Consider the following 21,349-nt stretch of genomic DNA (forward strand, 5'->3'; position numbering starts at 1 on the left):
TTACATCTAGGGAAAGGTTCATTTTACCAGATGTAAATTTCATACAAATAAGGTGTGAAAACTTATTACAAAGCATTAATGAAAAAATCGGATCACGTCCGATTTTTTGCTTTTTATTAAGTACTAATTATTAAATATGCACTATAATTTAGATATAGTGTTTCCACATAATTATGGCATCCTCGCCATTATCGCTGTAATAGTTTCTTCTAACGCCTTCTTCTATAAAGCCAAATTGTTTATAAAGATTTTGAGCAGATAAATTGGATTTGCGAACTTCCAAGGTAAGACCTATTAGGTTTTCATTTTTACTTATGAACATTAACTTATCCATTAATAAAGTTCCAATTCCCTTACGTCTGAAATCTGGATGTACTGCAATATTTGTGACATGGCCTTCATCAACTATAATCCAAAGTCCTGCAAAGCCTACCACAATATCATTTTCCACGGCTACCACGTATCTTGCATGGGTATTAGATGTTAGTTCTCCTTTAATAGAAGTTATACTCCAGGATATTGGAAAGCATAGCGTACTTATTTCATATATAGAAAAAATGTCTTCGAGATCGGCTACTCTAATTTCAATTTCGTTATTATTCATCTTTATTACAAGAATTTCTCCTTTCATATTCTCTTTCAGCTTGAGACTTTCTTAGATATATAGGAGCAAAGCTGTAAATATCTTCGTAAATACCAGCTTTTAGAAGGGACATCCCTATTTCTCCTATGCAAGATGCTCTTACCACATTTAAACTTGCAGGAGCAAAATTGGCATTTGGAATTTGAGATAAAATTTCATCTCTAAATTTATCTGTGCAATCTCCTATAAAACATACATCTTCATTTTTGTTTTTTATTATTTCTAGTAACTCTTTTAATGAAATAGCTGAATGCTCTAAGATCTGTGTTAAATTGCCTTGTTCAAACTTATATAAGGCAGTGTAAACATTATCTCTTAAGGCATCCAGTATAGGGCATATTATACCATTAGTATATGCCATAGCACCTGCAAGTGCATCTAAAGAAGATACAGAAACAAAGGGTTTACCTGTGCCTTGGCTTAGCCCCTTTATGGTTGCGGCTCCAATTCGAAGACCTGTAAAAGAACCAGGGCCTTTGGAAACCACAAAGCCATCTATGTCTTTTATAGATAAATGTAAGCTTTTTAGCAAATACTCAATCATTGGCATCGTAATAACTGAATGCTGCTTTTTATAGTTAAAGATTATTTCACCTAAGAGCTTGGTATCATCTAAAATAGCACAGGTTGCAGATTCTGTAGCTGTATCTAAACTTAAAATTTTCATAGTTTAATCTCCTTTATGTAATCATATCTTTTGCCAACATAGGTAATTGAAACTTTCCTTTTATGAATATCATCTCCGGAAGTTTTTTCAATATTTATCTCAATGTGTTCATCAGGAATAAGTTCTTCTATAAGGTTAGACCACTCAATTACGCTTACACCTTCACCAAATATGTATTCATCAAAACCAATTGCTGCAATTTCATCTGGATCGTTTACTCTATACACGTCAAAGTGATATAGTTTTAATCGGCCATCATATTCATTTACTATGTTAAATGTAGGACTTGTTATATTATCATCTATTTCTAAGCCCTCAGCAATACCTTTAGTTAGATGGGTTTTCCCAGTACCCAAGTCTCCATTTAGGCAAATTATATCAGAAGGGTTACAAAGTTCTCCTATCATTTTACCTATTTTAAAGGTATCTTCTATATTTTTGCATATAAATTCCATAAAAAAACCTACTTTCTAATATCCTTTATTATAATATTTTATCCTAATTTATTAAAAAAGAAAACTTAAGCGTAAAATATATAGATGCAATATTACTTTATACAAGCTACTGCTTCTTTTAAATAAGATATTGCTTTGCTACATATGAAATTATTTTTTGCCATGTCGTCCATAATAGAAAAAGCTTCTTTATCAGATAAGCTCTTTCTATAGGGACGTTCTTCAGTGAGAGCTTGATAAATATCGCATACTCCCATTATTCTGCTCTCTTCTGAAAGTTCATTTGAAGATAAAGCTCGTGGATAGCCTTTTCCATTCAATTTTTCATGATGATTAGAAGCCCAATCACTTATATCCGGTATAACTTCTATTTTATCTAAGATAACTTTAGTGTAATAAACATGAGATTTTATTATACAAAACTGTTCTGTACTTAGTGAACCGTTCTTTTCTAAAATGCCATTTGGGGTAGCAAGTTTTCCTATGTCATGAAGCAATCCCGCAATTTTCATTTTCTGGCATTTTTCATTACTATAACCTATATGTTTAGATACATTATAAGCAAGTTCAGATATTCCTTTAGAATGACGAGCGGTAAAATTGCTTTTATTATCAATTATATTTCCAAAAATATGAGCTATTTTTTCAAATTCATCTAAATTTAAGTATATATCAAATTTAGGCAAGAGGTCTCTTATTGTAATATCCATAAGATCAATATTAGCTAAGTTAAACCAAAAATAATCTTTACTGGAGCATTCTAAAAATGCTTGAACTAAATCAGGAGAAAAAATCACATTAGTATATTTTTTTATCCAGCTAGACATAAACTCTTTTTGCATATAACAAGGTTTAGAGTTATCATATAAAAGATCTAGTAGATCTGAAAGTCTTATTATTTGACTTATTAAAGGAACATCATTACCTTTTAATTTCATAGGGCCTGTACCATCATAATTTTCATGATGATATAATATAAAAGTACTTAAATTATCAAGCTTAGGAAAGTCGCAAGTTATTTGTGCGCCTATTGTACAATGATCCTTTATAAAATTAGGGTTAGAATGACTTTGGCTAAAGAAATTTGAAGCTCCTATATCGTGAAGTAAAGAAGAAATGTATAATTCTTTTATTGTTGAGTAGTCTAAATGTAAAGAGTGAGCTATCTCCAAACTTATATAACATACTCGTTTTGAATGATTTGTAATTGCATGTTTGGAATAATTGATATTAGATACTTCTTCTATAATAATATTATTGTTATTGTCATCTAATGCGCTCATCTGAGCCAAATCTAATGCCAAAGAAAGTGCTCTTATAATTTTGTTCATATTTATTTTCATAATTATAAACATCCTTTCTTAAATTAATAACTTATTTTATAATAACCTGTAAGTTATTCTAAGTAAATACATCTTTGCATTATATGGATACTTTAGGTAAAATATATATTAAATATATGTATACATTAAGAGGTGAAATAATTGAAAAAATTATTTTATGTAGTAATTTTATATATGGCAGCGTTTTTATATAGCTGTACTCCTGTGGAGAGTACAATTAATAATGAATGGAAGAAGCCTATAGAAAAAGAAGAACAAGTCTTGTTAAATATAGTAACTACAAATAAATTTATATATAATATGACAGTAGAATTAACTAAAGATAGACACTATGTGAGTTATATGTTTAAAGATCCCTCACAAGGCATGAATTTTAAATATACAGATGATAGCTTAAGTAACATTTCGAAACAGGATTTATTTATATATAATGGAGTAGGGTTAGAGCCTTGGGACAAGGATTTCATAGATAGTTTAAGCAAAAATAAATTAGGAGTCACAAGTGCTTCTAGAGGTGTAAAACTTATAGCTTATAATAAAGAAAAAAAATATGGTAAGAGAACAATAAAAGATAATCCTTATTACTGGCTTAATATAGATAATTATAAAATTTCTATTTTAAATATTAAAAATGCATTACAGGATAAGGACCCTCGAAATAATGATTATTACGAAAAAAATTTCATGGAGCATTTAAAAAAAATAGAGCCTTATGAGAAGGATTTTAAAAAAATTTCAAAAGAACTTGAGGGAAATGTAATATTTTTTAGCGAAGAGGAATTGGAATACTTTATAAAATATGTAGGATTAAAGAGTATTAATTCATTAACTATTAAGAATGATAAGGATTTAGAAGAAAAACTAAATGCCGAAGAAAATATTTTATTTATGTATAATAATAATGAAGAACTAAAGAAAAACGAGGAAATAATAAAAAAATATAATATGCATCCAGTAAAGATACATGTATACGAGGAAAACTTTACTTACATAGATCTATTAAAAAATAACTTATCTAACCTGAAAAAAATTAAAGTAAAGAAAGAGTGATTTAATTATGTTTTTTATAGGTGTATTTGGAATTGAAGAAAAGCATAAGGAAATAAGAAATATTCAAAATATGGTTTGTAAAGATTGCGAAAGAATGACTACATATGAGCTTATAGAAAAATATAACTTTTTTCATTTCTTTTTTATACCTATATTTAAGTGGAACTATGGATATTATTTAAAATGCAGAAGCTGCACTGCGGTTTTTGAAATACCTAAGGAGCTTGGAGAAAGACTAAAGGTAGGTGAAAATCCAGTAATTAATGATGTGGATTTAAATCCTATGTTTAGGGGAGAAAATTATACAACACTTATTAGATGTAGTAATTGTGGAAGAGAGATGGAAACGGGATTTCAATACTGCCCACATTGTGGACACAAGTTATAGATTATGTTAAGAATTTTAGCTAAGCGACAATGCTTAGCTTTATCTGTTTTTTGCTCAAAAGATAACAGAATAAGGGTATAAACTAGAACCTTTAGAAGTACACTAAAAATATGTTAAAGTCTAGGAATAATTCTAATGAATTTATGAGAAAATTAAGAGAAAAGATACATTTAAGCTTGCAGAACAGAATATATATGATTACTCCAAGGTAATGATCGCCCAAGTAGATACTTTAGGGAACCTATATGTGGATTTGAATAATGATTAGAATGCTAACGAAAATAAGAACAGCATGAAGTAATTACAGTTAGAATGTAAGAAGTGTTTATGAAGCTACACTTTATTAGAAATTTTAAAAGTAGGAGGTGATTTTGATGGAAATTAAAGAAGGTATAATGGTAGCATTAGGTTATGGGAAATTTGCTCGATCTGATAAAATTATTAGCTTAGAACGTATAGAAGATGAGCGAGGCCCTGGAAGAAGAACTGTGGTACATGTAGAGGAAGTTAGATCTCCAATAATAGCCTCTAGGACTGAAAACTCCATACTAGCAAGTATGGTGGAAGTACCAAGAAGTGAACTCGAAGCAGCAGCAGCTTTAGAACTTTTATACGATATACGAGATGATGTGCAACAAATAGGACCCATGCTTAGAAAGAGCATTAAGAAGGAAGCTGACTTTGACCTTGATAAAATTGAAAAACGTATTAATGAAATACTTGAACATGAAATTGAATTTGGAGAAGTATAACGATATAAACAAAGAATCTTTAGCTGCTTTGGTTTATAAGCGGTTAAGAAAATACTAATAAAAGCAAATAAAAAGTTCTAGTAGATTTTATAATCTATTAGAACTTTTTATTTTAAGCGCTTCTATATTATATCTGGCAGGGGCACGAGGACTTGAACCCGGAACCAACGGTTTTGGAGACCGCTACTCTACCAATTGAGCTATACCCCTTCATTACGAAGATTATTGTATCATCAAGGAGGGAATATGTCAACACTTTTTTATATAATAATTATATATGTTAGTTTTACAAGAGTATTTCTTGAAACCTATAAATCATAATGATAAAATGTATTTGTTAAAAATTACTATAGAATAGGCTTTTAAAGAGCTACTTTAAATTGGAGGAATTAAATTATGCAGGAATATGATATTGTTATAATAGGTGGAGGTCCAGCAGGACTTGCAGCTGCAATTTCTGCAAAGGAAGAAGGGGTAGGAGATATCCTTATACTGGAGAGAGGAAATGAGCTTGGAGGAATTTTAAATCAATGTATACATAATGGATTTGGACTTCGTACATTTAAGGAAGAACTCACAGGTCCTGAATATGCACAAAGATATATAAATAAGATAGAAAAATCAAATATAGAATATAAGCTAAATACTATGGTATTAGATTTAAGTAGGGATAAGATTATAAGTGCTGTGAATCCAGATGAAGGCATATTAGAAATAAAGGCAAAGGCAGTAGTGCTGGCTATGGGATGCAGAGAAAGGCCAAGAGGAGTATTAAATATAACAGGTGGTAAATGTGCAGGGATATTTACTGCAGGAACGGCGCAAAGATTTGTAAATATTGAGGGATATCTTCCTGGGAAGGAAGTTGTGGTTTTGGGTTCTGGAGATATAGGGCTTATAATGGCAAGAAGGATGACTCTTGAAGGAGCCGATGTTAAGGCTGTAGTAGAGTTTATGAATTATCCTGTAGGGCTTAAGAGAAATGTTGTACAATGTCTTGATGACTTTGACATTCCTCTAAAGTTAAGTCATACAGTTATAGATATAAAAGGAAGAGACCGTCTTGAAGGAGTTACCATAGCAAGGGTAGATGAAAATGGGAGAACTTTAAAAGGGACAGAAGAATTTATTGAGTGTGATACGTTACTTTTATCTGTAGAACTCTTGCCTGAGAATGAACTATCGAGAAAAGCGGAAGTTGAACTTTCTAAAATTACAGGAGGTCCTATAGTAAATGAAAGCTTAGAAACTAATATAGATGGTATATTTGCTTGTGGGAATGTTCTTCATGTACATGACCTAGTGGATAATGTAAGTATGGAAAGTCACATAGCTGGAAAAAATGCAGCATTATATGTAATGGGGATGAATTTTCAAAATGGTGAAGATGTGACGGAAATAGTATCAGGTAAAGGCGTAGCATATACGGTACCTAAATATATAAATGTTAAAAATGTAGAAGAATATGTTGAATTAAGCCTTAGAGTAAATAATGTATTTAAGAATAGCCATATGGATATTTATTTTGATGATTTGCTAGAGAAGCGTATTGAAAAGGAAATACTTACACCAGGAGAAATGGAAATATTAAAGGTAACAAAGGATATGTTTTTAAAGCATCCAAATTGCAGTAAGATTACTATAAATGTAGAAGAAGAGTAGAAGTTAAGTTTCTATAAATATTAAAGTGAGTGTCTAAAAAAGTTTTTTTAGACACTCTTTACATATAAGCATTTTCCCTTTATTAGCTGAAATAGAATTTTCAGCAGTGATTCCTTTTCCGCATATGTTACAAGAAGTTAAATTATTGGGTGAGGGGATATTTTTTTTAGCAGAGTTACCTAGGTTCTTTTTATTAGAAGGAAGTTCATATTCTATTGGTATGTCATTGGTTCCCTTTTTGCATATATCATATCTCATGGTATATATACTTTCAGCAAATAATTCTAGTTCAAATCTAGGATTTTCTTTATCGTAATATTCTTCTATTATAAGTCTTCTGATCTGAGCATCATTTATAATTAATCCGCTTTTTTCTATACCATCAAAAATGCTTTTAGTAATATTGTTTGTATCAGGATGTCTTTTTTGACTTTTATAATAAACCTTGAGGACTGCAATTAATGCTTCTGTAAGTACTATATGAGGATTTTGAATTCTAGCAGCATAGGCAATTTCTTCTTCATAAAGGGCGTATCTATCATGGTATTTCCCTGAATTATAAGGTAAAATTGCTCGTCCCTTTAAATTTGATAGCTTAAAGTTCGATTTGGATATAGGAGAACCTTTTACTATAACCTTGGCATACTTATTCATATTAATCACCTTTTGTTTATATAATTTATGTACAATAAATTTCAATATTGAAATGAAATCTTATTTAATAATAGCATAATAAGTTCCATCGATACAAATATTTGATTATAAGGTACTAATAAAGTATAATAATTTATTGAACTTACAATATAAAATTTAAAATGAAAACAAATTTAAATATATCTAATAATTGAAATATAAGAGAGGTAAAAGTATGGAGAATAAAATTAAAATTCTTGCTATAGAGAGTAGCTGCGATGAGACTTCTGCAGCGGTAGTGGTAAACGGAAGAGATGTACTTTCAAATGTTATAGCTTCTCAAATAGATACACATAAAAAGTTTGGAGGAGTTGTTCCTGAAGTAGCTTCAAGAATGCATATTGAGGTAGTTGGTGCAGTGGCTAAGGAGGCAATAGATAAAGCAAACATTACATTTGAAGATATAGATGCAATAGGTGTTACGTATGGACCAGGTCTTGTAGGGGCATTGCTTGTAGGTCTTCAATATGCTAAGGCATTGGCTTTTGCTTTGGATAAACCACTTATTGGAGTAAATCATATTGAAGGTCATATAAGTTCAAATTTTATTCAGCATAAAGATTTGGAGCCACCTTTTGTGTGTCTTGTAGTATCAGGGGGGCATACATTTGTAGTATATATGAAAGATTACGGTGAATTTGAAGTAATGGGTCAAACTAGAGATGATGCAGCAGGAGAAGCTTATGACAAGATAGCCAGGGCGTTAGGATTAGGATATCCAGGTGGACCTAAAATTGATAAGCTTGCTAAAGAAGGAAATGAAGATGCAATAAAATTTCCAAGAGCAAACTTTCATGATGATACATCCTTGGATTTTTCATTTAGTGGATTAAAATCTGCAGTTTTAAACTATTTAAATTCTATGGAAATGAAAGGTGAAGAGATCAATAAGGCTGACGTGGCAGCATCTTTCCAAAAGGCAGTAGTTGAGTTTCTAGTTGATAATGCAATGAAAGCTTGCAAGATTAAAAAAGTAAACAAAATAGCAGTAGCAGGAGGAGTGGCATCTAACTCATGCTTGAGAAGTACCTTAATTAATAGAGGTCGTGAAAATGATATAGAGGTGTTATTTCCAGAACCTATACTATGCACAGACAATGCTGCCATGATAGGAAGTTCAGCGTATTTTGAGTTTTTAAAGGGAAGGGTATCTTCCATGGAGTTAAATGCAGTGCCAAATTTAAAATTAGGGCAAAGATAAAAAAGCTGTTTTGCAGCTTTTTTATTTTTTTGTTAAATTAGTTGCAGAATCCTTAGTGAAAAAACAAGTGAATTCAATACGAAAACTAAAAGGATAAATTAGGTACAAAATGTTAAGAATTTCTAAATGAAATTGATTACATTAACTATAAAAAGTGAAATTTGGGATTTTCAAAATTGCAATTTTTAGTCAATGGGTCTATAATGGAAAATAATAAAAATTAATAATCGGCTTATGATTTGAATTTACATAAATCAATGGTAATGCGTTGGTGGTAAAGGGTTATAGGTGGTTAATTGTTTTAATAGTTTTGTGCATAAACATAATTGAGATGTATTAAATATGCTAAAAACTAAATGCTTTAATGTTTTAAATCAGAGGAGTAAAAGATTGAGTTTTAAAGTATTATTCAAGTTTAAGAAAAATGAAGGGGGCTTCTAAAAAATGAAACGAAGAGTACTAGCATTATTGATAACCAGTATGGTTATAACAACAACGCTTCTAGCAGGATGTGGGGGAGGAGATAAACAGACAACTAGTGGAAATGCTTCTGCTCCGAAAACACTTATTTATGCTCAGGGTTCTGATCCTAGAGGATTAGATCCAGCTTATGTTGATGATGGAGAATCAGCTAAGATAATTGTAAATGTGTATGAAGGATTACTTCAATATAAAGAGGGGTCAACAGAGGTAGAGCCATGTCTTGCAACAGAATGGAAGATAAGTGATGATGGAAAAGAGTATACATTTAAACTACGTCAAGGAGTGAAATTCCATGATGGAACACCATTTAATGCAGATGCAGTAAAGTTTAATATAGACAGACAAATCCCACCTCAAGCAAAAGATGATATGCCATATGCCTCATTTACTTTTGCCCCAGTGGAGAAGGTTGAAAAAGTAGATGAATATACAGTGAAAGTTACATTAAAGGAACCGTATACTCCTTTCTTGGCTAACCTTGCAATGAGTCTTGCGGCACCAATGGCAAGTCCTGATGCTATAAAGAAGAATAACGGCAACTTAAATGAAAATCCTGTAGGAACAGGACCGTTTAAATTTGTATCTTGGAAAAAGGGTGAAGCAGTAACTTTAGAAAAAAATATTGAATATTGGGGAGAAAAAGCCAAATCAGATAAAGTAGTATTTAAGTTTACTAAGGAAAATTCAGTACGTGCAAGTGAACTTATGACAGGGTCTGTGGATATAATAGATGGAGTTGATCCTAATGATATTAAAAAACTTACAGACAGCAAGATGGAATTATTCAATGAACAAGGAATGAATATAAATTATATGGCATTTAACACATCTAGGGCGCCATTTAATGATGTTAAACTTAGACAAGCCATAAGTTATGCTATAGATAGAGAAGAACTTGTTAAATATTTATATCAAGGTTTTGCGGATGTAGCATATACTCCAATGCCATCATTTATGCCAGGGTTTAATGATAAGTTAAAGTCTTATCAGTACAATCCAGAAAAAGCAAAAGAGTTATTGAAGGCAGCGGGAAAAGAAAATCTACAAGTTAAAATGATTACTTACTCAAATCCTAGACCATATAATCCAGTAAATGGACAAAAGTTAGCTGAAGCCATCCAAAACTATTTATCAAAAGTAGGAATAAAGGCTACAATTGATGTTTATCCATGGAAGGAATACAAAGAAAAAATAGCTCAAGGAGAAGGAGATATACTATTCTATGGATGGAATGGAGATAATGGAGATGCGGACAACTTCTTATCATTATTTGATTCAAAAGAAATAAAATCTACTTTAAATGCTGCTAGATATAACAATCCTAAAGTAGATGAACTTCTTATAAAGGGAAGAAAAACTCCAAATGGAGAAGAGAGAAATAATATTTATAAAGAAATACAAAAGATAGTAGATGAAGAGGCAGTTTGGCTTCCAATATCCTATGCAAAAAGTATTGCAGCTTACTCATCAAAGGTTAAAAACTTTGAACTTCATCCAACAGGAGTCGTATTCTTAAAGGATGTAGAAAAATAATTAACACAAGATTAAGAAACCCCGTTTAGCCACGGGGTTTCTACATAGGCATAATTTGTAGAAAGCTACGATTTTATTACAAATTATAAACCACTACATATTATTAGTGACTATACATTGGATATTATAGAAGGGGGCCAAAGATATGCTAAAGTATATACTTAAAAGATTAGCACTATTACTGCCTGTAATACTTGGGGTATCAATACTTGTGTTTTTAGTAATGCATGTTTTTACAACAGACCCTGCAAGTATTATATTAGGACAACATGCTACAGCTGAGCAGGTAGCAAACTTAAGAGAAGAGCTTGGGTTAAATAAACCCCTATATTTACAATATTTTGATTTTATAGGAGGTGTATTTAAAGGGAGCTTAGGAAATTCGCTCATAACTAAGACTTCAGTTACAGGAGAAATTCTAGCAAGATTTCCAGCGACTATTGAACTTGCTTTGGCAGCTATTATTATTGCTTCTATAGTTGGGGTGATTATAGGAGTAATATCTGCAGTAAAACAAAATTCTATTGTGGATTACCTTAGTATGATAGGAGCATTGCTTGGAGTTTCTATGCCAATATTTTGGCTTGGACTTATGCTTATAGTATTATTTTCAGTTAAACTTCATTGGCTTCCTGTATCGGGAAGAATACAAATAGGTATGGAACCTGCTCATGTTACAGGGTTTTATCTTTTGGATAGTTTAATAACTGGAAATATGGCTGCATTTAAAAGTGCACTCATGCATTTAACGTTACCCGCAGTAGCGTTAGCTTCTTATTCTACTGCAATTATAGCCCGCATGACAAGATCTACAATGCTTGAAATTGTCAAGCAGGATTATATAAGAACAGCAAGAGCTAAGGGATTATTTGAAAAAGTTGTAATACTTAAGCATGCACTGAGAAATGCATTAATTCCTATAACTACAGTAATAGGACTTCAATTAGGTTCTCTTCTTGGGGGTGCTGTACTTACTGAAACAGTTTTTTCCTGGCCAGGGGTTGGGAGTTATACAATTGATGCCATAATGAAATCAGATTATCCAGTGGTTCAAGGAGCTGTAATGATTTTAGCGATTGTATTTGTACTTGTAAATTTGATAGTAGATTTACTATATGCATATTTAGACCCTAGAATAAAATATTCGTAATAGGAGGTAATTATAAATGGAGACTAATGCAGAATTAAATGGCAGAGTTGAAGAAAGTGAAGAAAAATATAAATATTTTAAAAATACATTCAGTGTTCTTATAAAGAATAAAGCGGCTCTAGTGGGATTGATTATAATTTTATTATTAACTTTAGTAGCTTTATTTGGAAAGTTTATTATGCCTTATAATCCTTACGTAGGGGAGCTTTCAAAAAGCTTGCAGGCCCCATCGGCCGCACATATATTTGGAACCGATGAACAAGGAAGAGATATATTAAGTAGAATTATAGATGGAACAAAAATATCTTTAAGGGTAGGGGTAACATCAGTTGCTATTGCATTAAGTATTGGAACCGTAGTTGGTGCACTAGCTGGGTATTATGGTGGGAAAATAGATATGTTATTAATGAGAATAATGGATATAGTACTAGCTTTTCCATCATTGCTTTTGGCTATAGCATTTATGAGTGCATTAGGAAAGGGAATAGATAAAGCTGTAATTGCAATAAGTATTGTTACAATACCTGAGTATGCGAGAATAGTTAGAAGTTGCATACTATCAGTTAAAGAAAGTGAATATGTTCAAGCGGCAAGGGTAATAGGAAATAACGATTTTAATATTATATTTAAGCATATTTTACCCAATGTTATGTCCCCTATAATAGTACGTGCAACACTCGGAGTGTCTTCAGCTATTTTAGATACTGCAGCTTTAGGATTTTTAGGGCTAGGAGTTCAGCCTCCTTTTGCCGAATGGGGAAGCATGCTTGGAGCAGGAAGAGGATATTTTTATAACGCTCCTCATATAATATTGTTCCCTGGTATTGCTATTACTATTACCGTATTAGCTTTTAATTTATTTGGAGATGGACTTAGGGATGCATTAGATCCAAGGTCTAAAAAATAGAGGTGATTGAAATGTTGCTAGAAGTGAAGAATTTAAAAACTCAATTTAAGGTACAAGGCGGACTTGTAAATGCGGTTGATGGTGTGGACTTTAGTATAGGTAAAGGAGAAGTTGTAGCAATTGTTGGAGAATCCGGCAGTGGTAAAAGTGTTACTTCTTTATCCGTCATGGGGCTTATACCAAGTCCTCCGGGAAAAGTTATAGATGGAGAGATATTATTTAAGGGCGAAAATTTATTAAATAAAAACAAAAGAGAAATGCAGGATATAAGAGGGAATAAGATCTCCATGATATTCCAGGAGCCTATGACATCATTAAATCCTGTATTTACTGTAGGAAAACAAATTTCTGAATCTATTATGAGGCATGAGAAGCTATCTAAAAAAGAAGCAGAAAAGAAAGTAATAGAGATGCTTGAATTAGTAGGAATACCTTCTCCAGAAACGAGGATTAAGGATTATCCCCATCAATTAAGTGGAGGTATGAGGCAGCGTGTAATGATTGCTATGGCTCTTACTTGTAATCCAGAACTTTTAATTGCAGATGAGCCAACTACTGCACTAGATGTTACAATACAAGCTCAGATATTAGATTTAATGGTTAAGCTTAAGGAAAAACTAGGTACATCAATACTTTTAATAACTCATGATTTAGGGGTAGTTGCAGAAACGGCTGATAAGGTTGTAGTCATGTATTGTGGAAAGGTTGTTGAAAATGGAACAGTAGATGAAATTTTTGAAAATCCAATGCATCCATATACCCAGGGATTGTTAAATTCTATTCCTAAGATAGATGAGGAGTGTGAAAAATTATTTATGATACCTGGGATGGTTCCCAATCCTTTAGAAATGCCTGAAGGTTGTGCGTTCAGTAGTAGATGTAGTAAATGTAGTGAGAGATGCACATCAAAAGAGCCTCCTCTGATAGATCAAAATGGAAGACAAGTAAGATGCTTTTTGTATAGTAGCAAAGAAAGGGGGAAGGTATAACTATGGAACTTTTGATGGAAGTAAAAAACTTAAAGAAATACTTTCCTGTGCAATCTGGATTTTTGAGCAGCAATAAGGGATATGTTAAAGCTGTGGATGATGTAAGTTTTAATATATATAAAGGAGAAACCTTAGGCTTAGTAGGAGAATCAGGCTGTGGTAAATCTACTACTGGCAGAATGCTTGTAAATTTGATGAATCCAACCAGCGGTAATGTATTATTTGAAGGTAAGGATATAAGAGAGCTAAGCAAAAGAGATAAAAGAAGTCTAAGTAAAAATATACAAATAATATTCCAAGATCCATATGCATCTTTAAATCCTAGAATGACAATAGGAGATATAATAGCTGAGCCTATGAAAATAAATAAGATAGCAGAAAGCACAGAAATAGAAAAAAGAGTTTTAAATCTATTAAATTACGTAGGACTTGCAAGCTATCATAAAGACAGATATCCTCATGAATTTAGTGGTGGACAAAGACAAAGGGTTGGAATAGCAAGAGCAATTTCTGTAAATCCAAAACTTATAGTTTGTGATGAGGCAGTATCAGCGCTGGATGTTTCTATACAAGCTCAAGTTTTAAATTTGCTACATGATCTTCAAAAAGAATTCGATTTAACATATCTCTTTATAGCTCATGGTTTAAATGTTGTGAAGCATGTTAGTAATAGAGTAGGGGTAATGTATTTAGGAAAACTTGTAGAGATAGCAAATGATAAGAAATTATATGATGCTCCAAAACATCCATATACTCAGGCGCTTCTCTCTGCAATTCCTGTGCCTAATCCTAAAGTGCAAAAGGAAAGAGTTATATTAAAGGGAGATGTACCGAGTCCTTTAAACCCTCCGTCTGGCTGCAGGTTTCATACTAGATGCCCTAAGTGCATGGATATATGTAAGGTGGAGGAACCTAAAATGATAGAGATTGAGGAAAGACATAGTGTAGCCTGCCACTTGTATAATAGTTAATATTCTAAGGTGAAAGTCGACAGAGGTCGGCTTTCTGTATTTTTGTCATCAGATTATTATATAACATAAATGCATATGATATAATTAATGAAGTGAACTAAGGCGTATTTTATACATATAAAACTTGAAGAGAAGGATTATTATTTAATAATGTGGAGGTAAACATATGAATAAAAGTATAGGTTTTATAGGATGTGGCAACATGGGGCAAGCTATCATTGGAGGATTAGTTAAATCTAATATTGTTGAAAACAAAAAAATACTAGTAAGCAATCCTACTATGCCTGAACTTGAAAAGGTGAAGAGTGAACACGGAGTGCTTATTACTACTAATAATAGAGACGTTGCTGAGCTTAGCGACATTATAATACTTGCAGTAAAGCCTAATAAACATAAGGAAGTAATAGATGAAATAAAAGAGACTGTTAAAAAAGATGCAATTATTATTACCATAGGAGCAGGGATTTCCATAGATTTTTTAAAGGAGTCTTTTAATACTGTAAATAAATTTGTGAAGGTTATGCCAAATACTCCAGCTTTAGTAGGAGAAGGTATGGCAGCAATATGTCATGATGGGTCTCTAACTAAGGAAGAAGAAAAAGAAGTATCTTTGATATTTGAAAGTTTGGGAAAAGTAGAGTGGGTGGAAGAAAGACTTATGGATGCAGTAACTTCTATAAGTGGCTCTTCACCTGCTTATGTATATATGTTCATAGAGGCTTTAGCAGATGGCGGAGTTATGCAAGGACTTACTAGAGACAAAGCTTATAAAATGGCGGCTCAAGCAGTGCTTGGTTCTGCAAAAATGGTTCTTGAAACAGGAGAGCATCCAGGACAATTGAAAGATAAGGTGTGTTCACCAGGAGGAACTACAATTGAAGCTGTATATTCCTTAGAAAAGAATAATTTTAGAGGAACTATAATTGAAGCAGTAAAAGTCTGTGGAGAAAAATCTAAAAAGATGAGTGGTAAGTAAAAAAGTTGCCTTTGAGGCAACTTTTTTAAAAGTGCATTCCGTTCTCGTAGTAACTGCTTTCTTTAAATGCGGTAAACATTATGTCGACACTTTCATGACCGGTTTCAAGCACGTGCTTTGTCACTATACCAGCAACCATATCTTGGGTTTGTTGCCCTCTATCAAACCAGCCTATTTCAACAAAAGCATAAGGAGCTACAACTTCACCATCTTTTATTAAAGTAGTAGGTATAAGTTCTATGGTAAAGTATTCTCTAGGGCATTTTAAAAGAGTTTGAAGCTCATCTACCATATCTTTGCTTATTTTGCATACTTCAGATTCCTTAAGACCTCTAATTTTTATCTGTGGCATAACTTTCCTCTCCTTTAAATAAAGTATTTTTTTCTTTTTGTTTTGATATATTCATATGGTTGGTTCCCCATATACCACCAAGTATTAGTAGAGAACCTATTATATGATAAGTATAAAACTTTTCTTTCAAAAATACTACACCTGCTACTATAGATACTATAGTAGATAAGTTTGTAAAAACTACAGATTTTGAAGCTTCTAATTTTGATAAACTATAATTTACAAGAAAGAAGGCTACAACTGATGAAAGTAATCCTAAATAAAATATTGATATTAAAAAGTCTTTAGACTTTAGTGGGGCGAAATAATTTATTAGGGTTCCATTTACTAAATGAGTGGATAAGGATAAAAAGTTAAAGGTTAGTGCTGCTATACCCATCATAAAGTAAGTGATTTCAAAAGAAGAAAATCTTATAGAAACCTTCCTGGAAAGTATGTTAAAAACAGATGCAGAAATAACTGCGCCTAGTAAAAGAAATGTTCCTAAAACACTATTTGAGCTATTACTGTTTCCGTTATATATTGTAATGAGTACTACTCCAATCACTGATAAAACTATAAAAATCCACTGATATATGTTGGATTTCTCATTTAAGAAATATATAGCTGCAATTGTTACACATATGGGAATTAGGGCTATCATAATTCCAGCTTGGGAACTAGAGGAAAATTTAAGTCCGTAGGTTTCAAAAATAAAATAAAAAACAGGCTGAGCTAGTGCAACTAAGAATAAAGGTTTTAAGTTTTTGTTTTTGTAATTTACGGTTACTGCTTTAAATAATATTAGTAAAGACATAAATATAAACCCAACTAAAAACCTATATGATAATAGTTCAAAGGGAGAAGAGTGATTAAGAGCTTTTTTAGAAAATAAAAAGCTAAGTCCAAATATGGTAGCATAGCATATAGATGCAATATATGGTAGAAATTCTTTTTTAGAATTCATAAGGTTACCTCCTGATATTTTTATTGTACATAAAAATTAGTTTAGATGAAGAGGTCTTCACCTAAACTTTACAAACTTATTTTAAAATTATTGATCCTCGGATAAGTGGTTTTCCCATTCCTCGTATAGATTTTCGATTTCTTCTTGAATTTTAAGGATCTGTTTATTTACGTCCTCACTTTTTAAAGGATCAGAATAAACTTCTTCAAGACATAGTTGATTTTGAAGATCTACAAGCAACTCTTCTTTATCAGTTATGGAGCCTTCAATATGCTTAACTTTAAGCTTTTTCTCTTTTTCAGCTTTTTCTATATCACGTTTTTTCTTCTTTTCTAGATGTATCTGAGTTTTAGTCTTACCTTCTTGTTCTTCTTCTATCATAAATCTATGTGGATTTTTCTTCTTTTCTATATAGTAAGAATAATTGCCAAGGTATTCCTTAACTCCATCTTGGTTTAACTCGTATATTTTGTTAATAACTTTATTTAGAAAATATCTGTCATGAGAGATAACTAAAACAGTTCCATCGTAATCCATTATGGCATCTTCAAGTGCTTCACGAGACATAATATCTAAATGATTAGTTGGTTCATCTAAAAGTAAAAAGTTAGATTTAGAAAGCATGAGCTTTAGTAAATTGATTCTACACTTTTCTCCACCACTTAATTTCTTTATTTCTTTAAATACATCGTCACCAGTAAATAAAAAGGCTGCCAGTGCACTTCTGATTTGTGTGGTGGTCATATCTGGGAACTCATCCCATACTTCATCAAGTATTGTTTTTTCAAGGTTTAAATCAGATTGCTCTTGATCATAGTAGCCTAAAAATACATTTTTACCAAGTAGTTTTAAGCCCGTATCAGCATTGATGTTATCCATGATTATTTTAAGCAAGGTGGTCTTACCCCTACCGTTTTCACCTATGAGAGCTACTTTTTCTTCACGTCTAATATCTAAGTTTAAGTCTTCAAAAAGTAACTTATCACCATAGCTTTTACTCATATTTTCTACGTGAAGTACATCATTACCGCTTTTTATAAGAGTAGAAAAGGTGATTTTAGCAGCTTTAGGATTTCTATCAGGAGCATCAATTCTGTCTATCTTATCTAGAGCCTTTTGTCTGCTTTCTGCAGCTTTTATACTTTTTTCACGATTAAAGGATCTAAACTTCTCTATAATTTCTTCCTGCCTTTTAATTTCAGCTTGTTGCAAATTAAAAGCTTTTAGTTTTACATCATAATCTTTTTTCTTATAATCAATAAATTTAGTATAATTACCATCATAAGAATTCATGCGGCCGTTTAAAAGTTCCATTGTTCTATTGGTTATTGCATCTAAGAAAAATCTATCATGAGATATGATTATAATGGTTCCTTTATATGTCTTTAAATAATCTTCTAACCATTCAATTGCCTCTAAGTCCAAATGATTAGTAGGTTCGTCAAGTAATAATATTTGAGGATTTGTTAGTAGGAGTTTACACAAGGATACTCTTGTCTTTTGGCCTCCGCTTAGAAGATTTATGGTTTTATCAAAATCTTGTTCAGTGAATCCAAGTCCTTTTAATACCTTACTTATTTCACCTTTATAGGTGTACCCGCCACGATTATTATATAACTCTGTAGCTACAGAGTAATCTTTTATTATTTTATTATGATATTCTTCATTAGATGGGTCATAGGGTTCGTTCATTTTTATTTCTAAATTTCTCATTTTGTTTTCAAGGTTTATTATATCTTCAAACACCTTAAGCATTTCGTCATATATTGTATTGTTAGAATCTAAGGAAAGATGCTGAGAAAGATAACCTAAATTTTTATTCTTATCTATAAATAACTCTCCGCTATCGTATTCCATAGTTCCTATTAGTATTTTAAATAATGTAGATTTACCGGCGCCGTTAGGACCTATAAGCCCAATCTTATCACCTTCATTTACACTAAAAGTAACATTATCTAATATAATATCTATTCCAAAAGTCTTATGAATTTCCTTTGAACTTAAAACTATCATTATTAATTCACCTCTTTACCATTACTATTGTACTATGTAAAGCTAAATTTTTGTAGGTATAAATTATTTTATAAATATTTATTAATAATTTCGCTATATTTTTCACAATATATTATAGTATAGAAATAAAAATTGTGGTAAAATATAAAGATGATTAAAATAAGATTTAAGAGGTGTAGTGATGGACAAGAAAAAAGATATATCAATGGCTGTAATAAAAAGACTGCCTAAATACCATAGATATCTTGGGGATTTACTTAAAAATGAAGTTGATAGAATTTCCTCAAAAGAATTAAGTAAAAAAATAGGCTTCACTGCTTCTCAAATTAGACAAGATTTTAACTGCTTTGGTGATTTTGGACAGCAAGGTTATGGATATAATGTTAAAGAATTATATAACCAAATAAGTGGAATATTAGGTCTTACCAGAGAGTATAAAACTATAATAGTAGGGGCAGGAAATATAGGGCAGGCAATAGCGAATTATACTAAATTTGATAGACTGGGTTTTAACTTGCAGGCTATATTTGATATAAATCCTAAACTTGTAGGACTAAAAATAAGAGATATCGAGATAAACGATATAGATGGTTTGGAAGATTATTTAAAGAAAAATTCAACAGATGTTGGAGTAATATGTGTTCCAAGTAAAGCGGCCCAAAATGTTGCAGATATATTTGTAAGAAATGGCATTAAGAGCATATGGAACTTTGCTCCAATTGATTTAAAGGTTCCGGAAGAAGTACACACTGAAAATGTCCATTTAAGCGAAAGCTTACTTACTTTAAGTTATTTAATGAGCCAGGATGAGAATTAAAAGAAAAATAATTAAGTTTGTGGAAAAATGTCGTTTGTTTAATTTTAAACAATTTAATGTGTTATAAATCAATATAATTTGGAATAAACTAATGTTATTTCCAAATTATTTTTTTAATTTATTTAAAAAAATATAAACTTTTTTGTTGAAAAGTAAATTTCTACGTTATATAATAAAAATGAGTATAGATATTTTATTTTTTATAAATGTTTGTTATAATATTAACAAGATTTATAAAAAAATTATAGGGAGGACAATTTGATATGGAATTTAAAAATGTTATCCTTGAAAAAGAAGGCAAGGTTGCTATTGTTAAAATCAATAGACCTCAAGCTTTAAATGCACTAAATTCAGAAACTTTAAAGGAATTAGACATAATAGTTGATGATTTAGCAAATGATAATGAAGTATTAGCAGTTATACTTACTGGTGGTGGAGATAAGGCATTTGTAGCAGGTGCAGATATCACTGAAATGAAAGAGTTAAACACAATGGAAGGCAGGAAATTCGGAATACTTGGAAATAAAGTATTCAGAAAGTTAGAAACTTTAGAAAAACCTGTTATAGCAGCTATTCATGGATTTGCTCTTGGTGGCGGATGCGAAATAGCTATGGCTTGTGATATAAGAATAGCTACTACAAAGGCAAAATTTGGACAACCAGAAGTTGGCCTAGGAATTACTCCAGGTTTTGGTGGAACTCAAAGATTACCAAGACTTGTAGGAATGGGAATGGCTAAACAGTTAATATATACTGCAGACATAATAAATGCTGAAGAAGCTTTAAGAATTGGACTTGTAAATAAAGTTGTAGAAGTAGAAAGTCTAATGGATGAAGCTAAAGCTTTAGCTAATAAAATAGCAGCAAATGCACCTGTAGCTGTAATGCTTTCTAAAGCAGCTATAAACAGAGGAATGCAATGTGATATAGATACAGCGTTATCCTACGAATCAGAAGTGTTTGGAGAATGTTTCTCAACTGAAGACCAGACAGAAGGTATGACAGCATTTGTTGAAAAGAGAAAAGAAAAGAACTTCAAAAATAGATAGGAGGTAAAGTATAATGAATTTTTCATTAACAAGAGAACAAGAATTTGTAAGACAGATGGTAAGAGAGTTTGCTGAAACTGAAGTTAAGCCACTAGCAGCAGAAATCGACATAACAGAAGAGTTTCCTATGGAAAACGTAAAGAAGATGGCTAAACTTGGAATGATGGGAATACCATTTTCAAAGGAATATGGTGGAGCAGGTGGAGACGTTATATCCTATGCAATAACAGTTGAAGAATTATCAAGAGTTTGCGCTTCAACAGGTGTTATTGTTTCAGCTCACACTTCATTATGTGCATCAGTAATAAA

22 protein-coding genes and 1 tRNA gene are annotated in these 21,349 nt (G+C 31.6%); 14 read left to right on the plus strand and 9 right to left on the minus strand.

Features of this window, described 5'->3' with window-relative positions:
* Positions 1–148: 148 nt before the first annotated feature.
* The 4 genes from rimI to DP68_RS05830 all read right to left on the minus strand — a co-directional run bounded on the left by rimI (position 149) and on the right by DP68_RS05830 (position 3,108).
* Complete coding sequence (gene rimI / locus DP68_RS05815; protein ID WP_291547581.1) at positions 149–631, minus strand: ribosomal protein S18-alanine N-acetyltransferase; 483 nt, start codon at positions 629–631, stop codon at positions 149–151.
* Entirely contained in the window at positions 597–1,310 is a 714-nt protein-coding gene (gene tsaB / locus DP68_RS05820) for a tRNA (adenosine(37)-N6)-threonylcarbamoyltransferase complex dimerization subunit type 1 TsaB (protein WP_035307373.1), read from the minus strand. The genes rimI and tsaB overlap by 35 nt, the downstream gene beginning before the upstream one ends.
* Positions 1,307–1,765, minus strand: coding sequence for a tRNA (adenosine(37)-N6)-threonylcarbamoyltransferase complex ATPase subunit type 1 TsaE (gene tsaE / locus DP68_RS05825; RefSeq protein WP_035307375.1), 459 nt, complete (start codon positions 1,763–1,765; stop codon positions 1,307–1,309). Before tsaE ends, tsaB begins: the two co-directional genes overlap by 4 nt.
* A 92-nt stretch (positions 1,766–1,857) precedes the next feature.
* Positions 1,858–3,108, minus strand: coding sequence for an HD domain-containing phosphohydrolase (locus DP68_RS05830; protein ID WP_035307377.1), 1,251 nt, complete (start codon positions 3,106–3,108; stop codon positions 1,858–1,860).
* A gap of 141 nt (positions 3,109–3,249) precedes the next feature.
* On the opposite strand from DP68_RS05830, the gene DP68_RS05835 reads away from it, so the two are divergent.
* The 3 genes from DP68_RS05835 to DP68_RS05845 all read left to right on the plus strand — a co-directional run bounded on the left by DP68_RS05835 (position 3,250) and on the right by DP68_RS05845 (position 5,298).
* Positions 3,250–4,158: a metal ABC transporter substrate-binding protein gene (locus tag DP68_RS05835; RefSeq protein WP_035307379.1), complete on the plus strand. Its 909-nt coding sequence runs from the start codon at positions 3,250–3,252 to the stop codon at positions 4,156–4,158.
* A gap of 7 nt (positions 4,159–4,165) precedes the next feature.
* Positions 4,166–4,546, plus strand: coding sequence for a zinc-ribbon domain-containing protein (locus tag DP68_RS05840; protein WP_035307381.1), 381 nt, complete (start codon positions 4,166–4,168; stop codon positions 4,544–4,546).
* Positions 4,547–4,920: 374 nt separating this feature from the next.
* Positions 4,921–5,298 (plus strand): hypothetical protein, encoded by a 378-nt coding sequence (locus DP68_RS05845; RefSeq protein WP_035307383.1) that lies wholly within the window; start codon positions 4,921–4,923, stop codon positions 5,296–5,298.
* Positions 5,299–5,432: 134 nt separating this feature from the next.
* Here the strand turns inward: DP68_RS05845 and DP68_RS05850 are convergent.
* Positions 5,433–5,508 (minus strand) — tRNA-Trp (locus DP68_RS05850).
* Positions 5,509–5,694: 186 nt separating this feature from the next.
* Between DP68_RS05850 and DP68_RS05855 the strand changes: the two genes are divergently transcribed.
* Positions 5,695–6,960: an FAD-dependent oxidoreductase gene (locus tag DP68_RS05855; RefSeq protein WP_035307385.1), complete on the plus strand. Its 1,266-nt coding sequence runs from the start codon at positions 5,695–5,697 to the stop codon at positions 6,958–6,960.
* A 33-nt stretch (positions 6,961–6,993) separates the two neighbouring features.
* Here DP68_RS05855 and DP68_RS05860 read toward each other — a convergent pair whose 3' ends face one another.
* On the minus strand, positions 6,994–7,614 hold the full coding sequence (locus DP68_RS05860; RefSeq protein WP_035307386.1) for a RusA family crossover junction endodeoxyribonuclease: 621 nt from the start codon (positions 7,612–7,614) through the stop codon (positions 6,994–6,996).
* 214 nt (positions 7,615–7,828) lie between these two features.
* Here DP68_RS05860 and tsaD point away from each other — a divergent pair, with 214 nt between their 5' ends.
* The 7 genes from tsaD to proC all read left to right on the plus strand — a co-directional run bounded on the left by tsaD (position 7,829) and on the right by proC (position 15,863).
* Positions 7,829–8,854 (plus strand): tRNA (adenosine(37)-N6)-threonylcarbamoyltransferase complex transferase subunit TsaD, encoded by a 1,026-nt coding sequence (gene tsaD / locus DP68_RS05865; protein WP_035307387.1) that lies wholly within the window; start codon positions 7,829–7,831, stop codon positions 8,852–8,854.
* Between the two features lie 444 nt (positions 8,855–9,298).
* Positions 9,299–10,870: an ABC transporter substrate-binding protein gene (locus tag DP68_RS05870; protein ID WP_035307389.1), complete on the plus strand. Its 1,572-nt coding sequence runs from the start codon at positions 9,299–9,301 to the stop codon at positions 10,868–10,870.
* 145 nt (positions 10,871–11,015) lie between these two features.
* Positions 11,016–12,020, plus strand: a complete 1,005-nt coding sequence (locus tag DP68_RS05875) for an ABC transporter permease (RefSeq protein ID WP_035307390.1) — start codon at positions 11,016–11,018, stop codon at positions 12,018–12,020.
* 16 nt (positions 12,021–12,036) lie between these two features.
* Positions 12,037–12,927 (plus strand): nickel transporter permease, encoded by an 891-nt coding sequence (nikC, locus tag DP68_RS05880; protein ID WP_035307392.1) that lies wholly within the window; start codon positions 12,037–12,039, stop codon positions 12,925–12,927.
* An 11-nt stretch (positions 12,928–12,938) separates the two neighbouring features.
* A complete protein-coding gene (locus DP68_RS05885) occupies positions 12,939–13,916 on the plus strand; it encodes an ABC transporter ATP-binding protein (protein ID WP_035307394.1) in 978 nt (325 codons plus the stop codon).
* Between the two features lie 2 nt (positions 13,917–13,918).
* Positions 13,919–14,887, plus strand: coding sequence for a dipeptide ABC transporter ATP-binding protein (locus DP68_RS05890; RefSeq protein ID WP_035307396.1), 969 nt, complete (start codon positions 13,919–13,921; stop codon positions 14,885–14,887).
* Positions 14,888–15,053: 166 nt separating this feature from the next.
* Positions 15,054–15,863: a pyrroline-5-carboxylate reductase gene (gene proC, locus DP68_RS05895; RefSeq protein WP_035307398.1), complete on the plus strand. Its 810-nt coding sequence runs from the start codon at positions 15,054–15,056 to the stop codon at positions 15,861–15,863.
* Between the two features lie 25 nt (positions 15,864–15,888).
* On the opposite strand, the gene DP68_RS05900 is transcribed toward proC, so the two are convergent.
* The 3 genes from DP68_RS05900 to abc-f form a co-directional block, all read right to left on the minus strand.
* Positions 15,889–16,215, minus strand: a complete 327-nt coding sequence (locus tag DP68_RS05900; protein WP_035307400.1) for a DUF1904 domain-containing protein — start codon at positions 16,213–16,215, stop codon at positions 15,889–15,891.
* Complete coding sequence (locus tag DP68_RS05905) at positions 16,196–17,161, minus strand: DMT family transporter (RefSeq protein ID WP_052085665.1); 966 nt, start codon at positions 17,159–17,161, stop codon at positions 16,196–16,198. The genes DP68_RS05900 and DP68_RS05905 overlap by 20 nt, the downstream gene beginning before the upstream one ends.
* 87 nt (positions 17,162–17,248) lie before the next feature.
* Positions 17,249–19,174: a ribosomal protection-like ABC-F family protein gene (gene abc-f / locus DP68_RS05910; RefSeq protein ID WP_035307402.1), complete on the minus strand. Its 1,926-nt coding sequence runs from the start codon at positions 19,172–19,174 to the stop codon at positions 17,249–17,251.
* Positions 19,175–19,355: 181 nt separating this feature from the next.
* Here abc-f and DP68_RS05915 point away from each other — a divergent pair, with 181 nt between their 5' ends.
* From DP68_RS05915 to DP68_RS05925, 3 genes are all read left to right on the plus strand, one after another.
* The gene (locus DP68_RS05915) at positions 19,356–19,991 is read left to right on the plus strand and encodes a redox-sensing transcriptional repressor Rex (protein ID WP_035307404.1); all 636 of its coding nucleotides are present in this window, start codon (positions 19,356–19,358) and stop codon (positions 19,989–19,991) included.
* Positions 19,992–20,254: 263 nt separating this feature from the next.
* Positions 20,255–21,040: a short-chain-enoyl-CoA hydratase gene (locus DP68_RS05920; protein ID WP_035307406.1), complete on the plus strand. Its 786-nt coding sequence runs from the start codon at positions 20,255–20,257 to the stop codon at positions 21,038–21,040.
* Between the two features lie 13 nt (positions 21,041–21,053).
* Positions 21,054–21,349 (plus strand): acyl-CoA dehydrogenase family protein (locus DP68_RS05925; protein WP_035307408.1); only part of this gene is annotated, 296 nt, incomplete at its 3' end.

It is taken from the genome of Clostridium sp. HMP27 (assembly GCF_000765165.1).
Classification (GTDB): domain Bacteria; phylum Bacillota; class Clostridia; order Clostridiales; family Clostridiaceae; genus Clostridium_AK.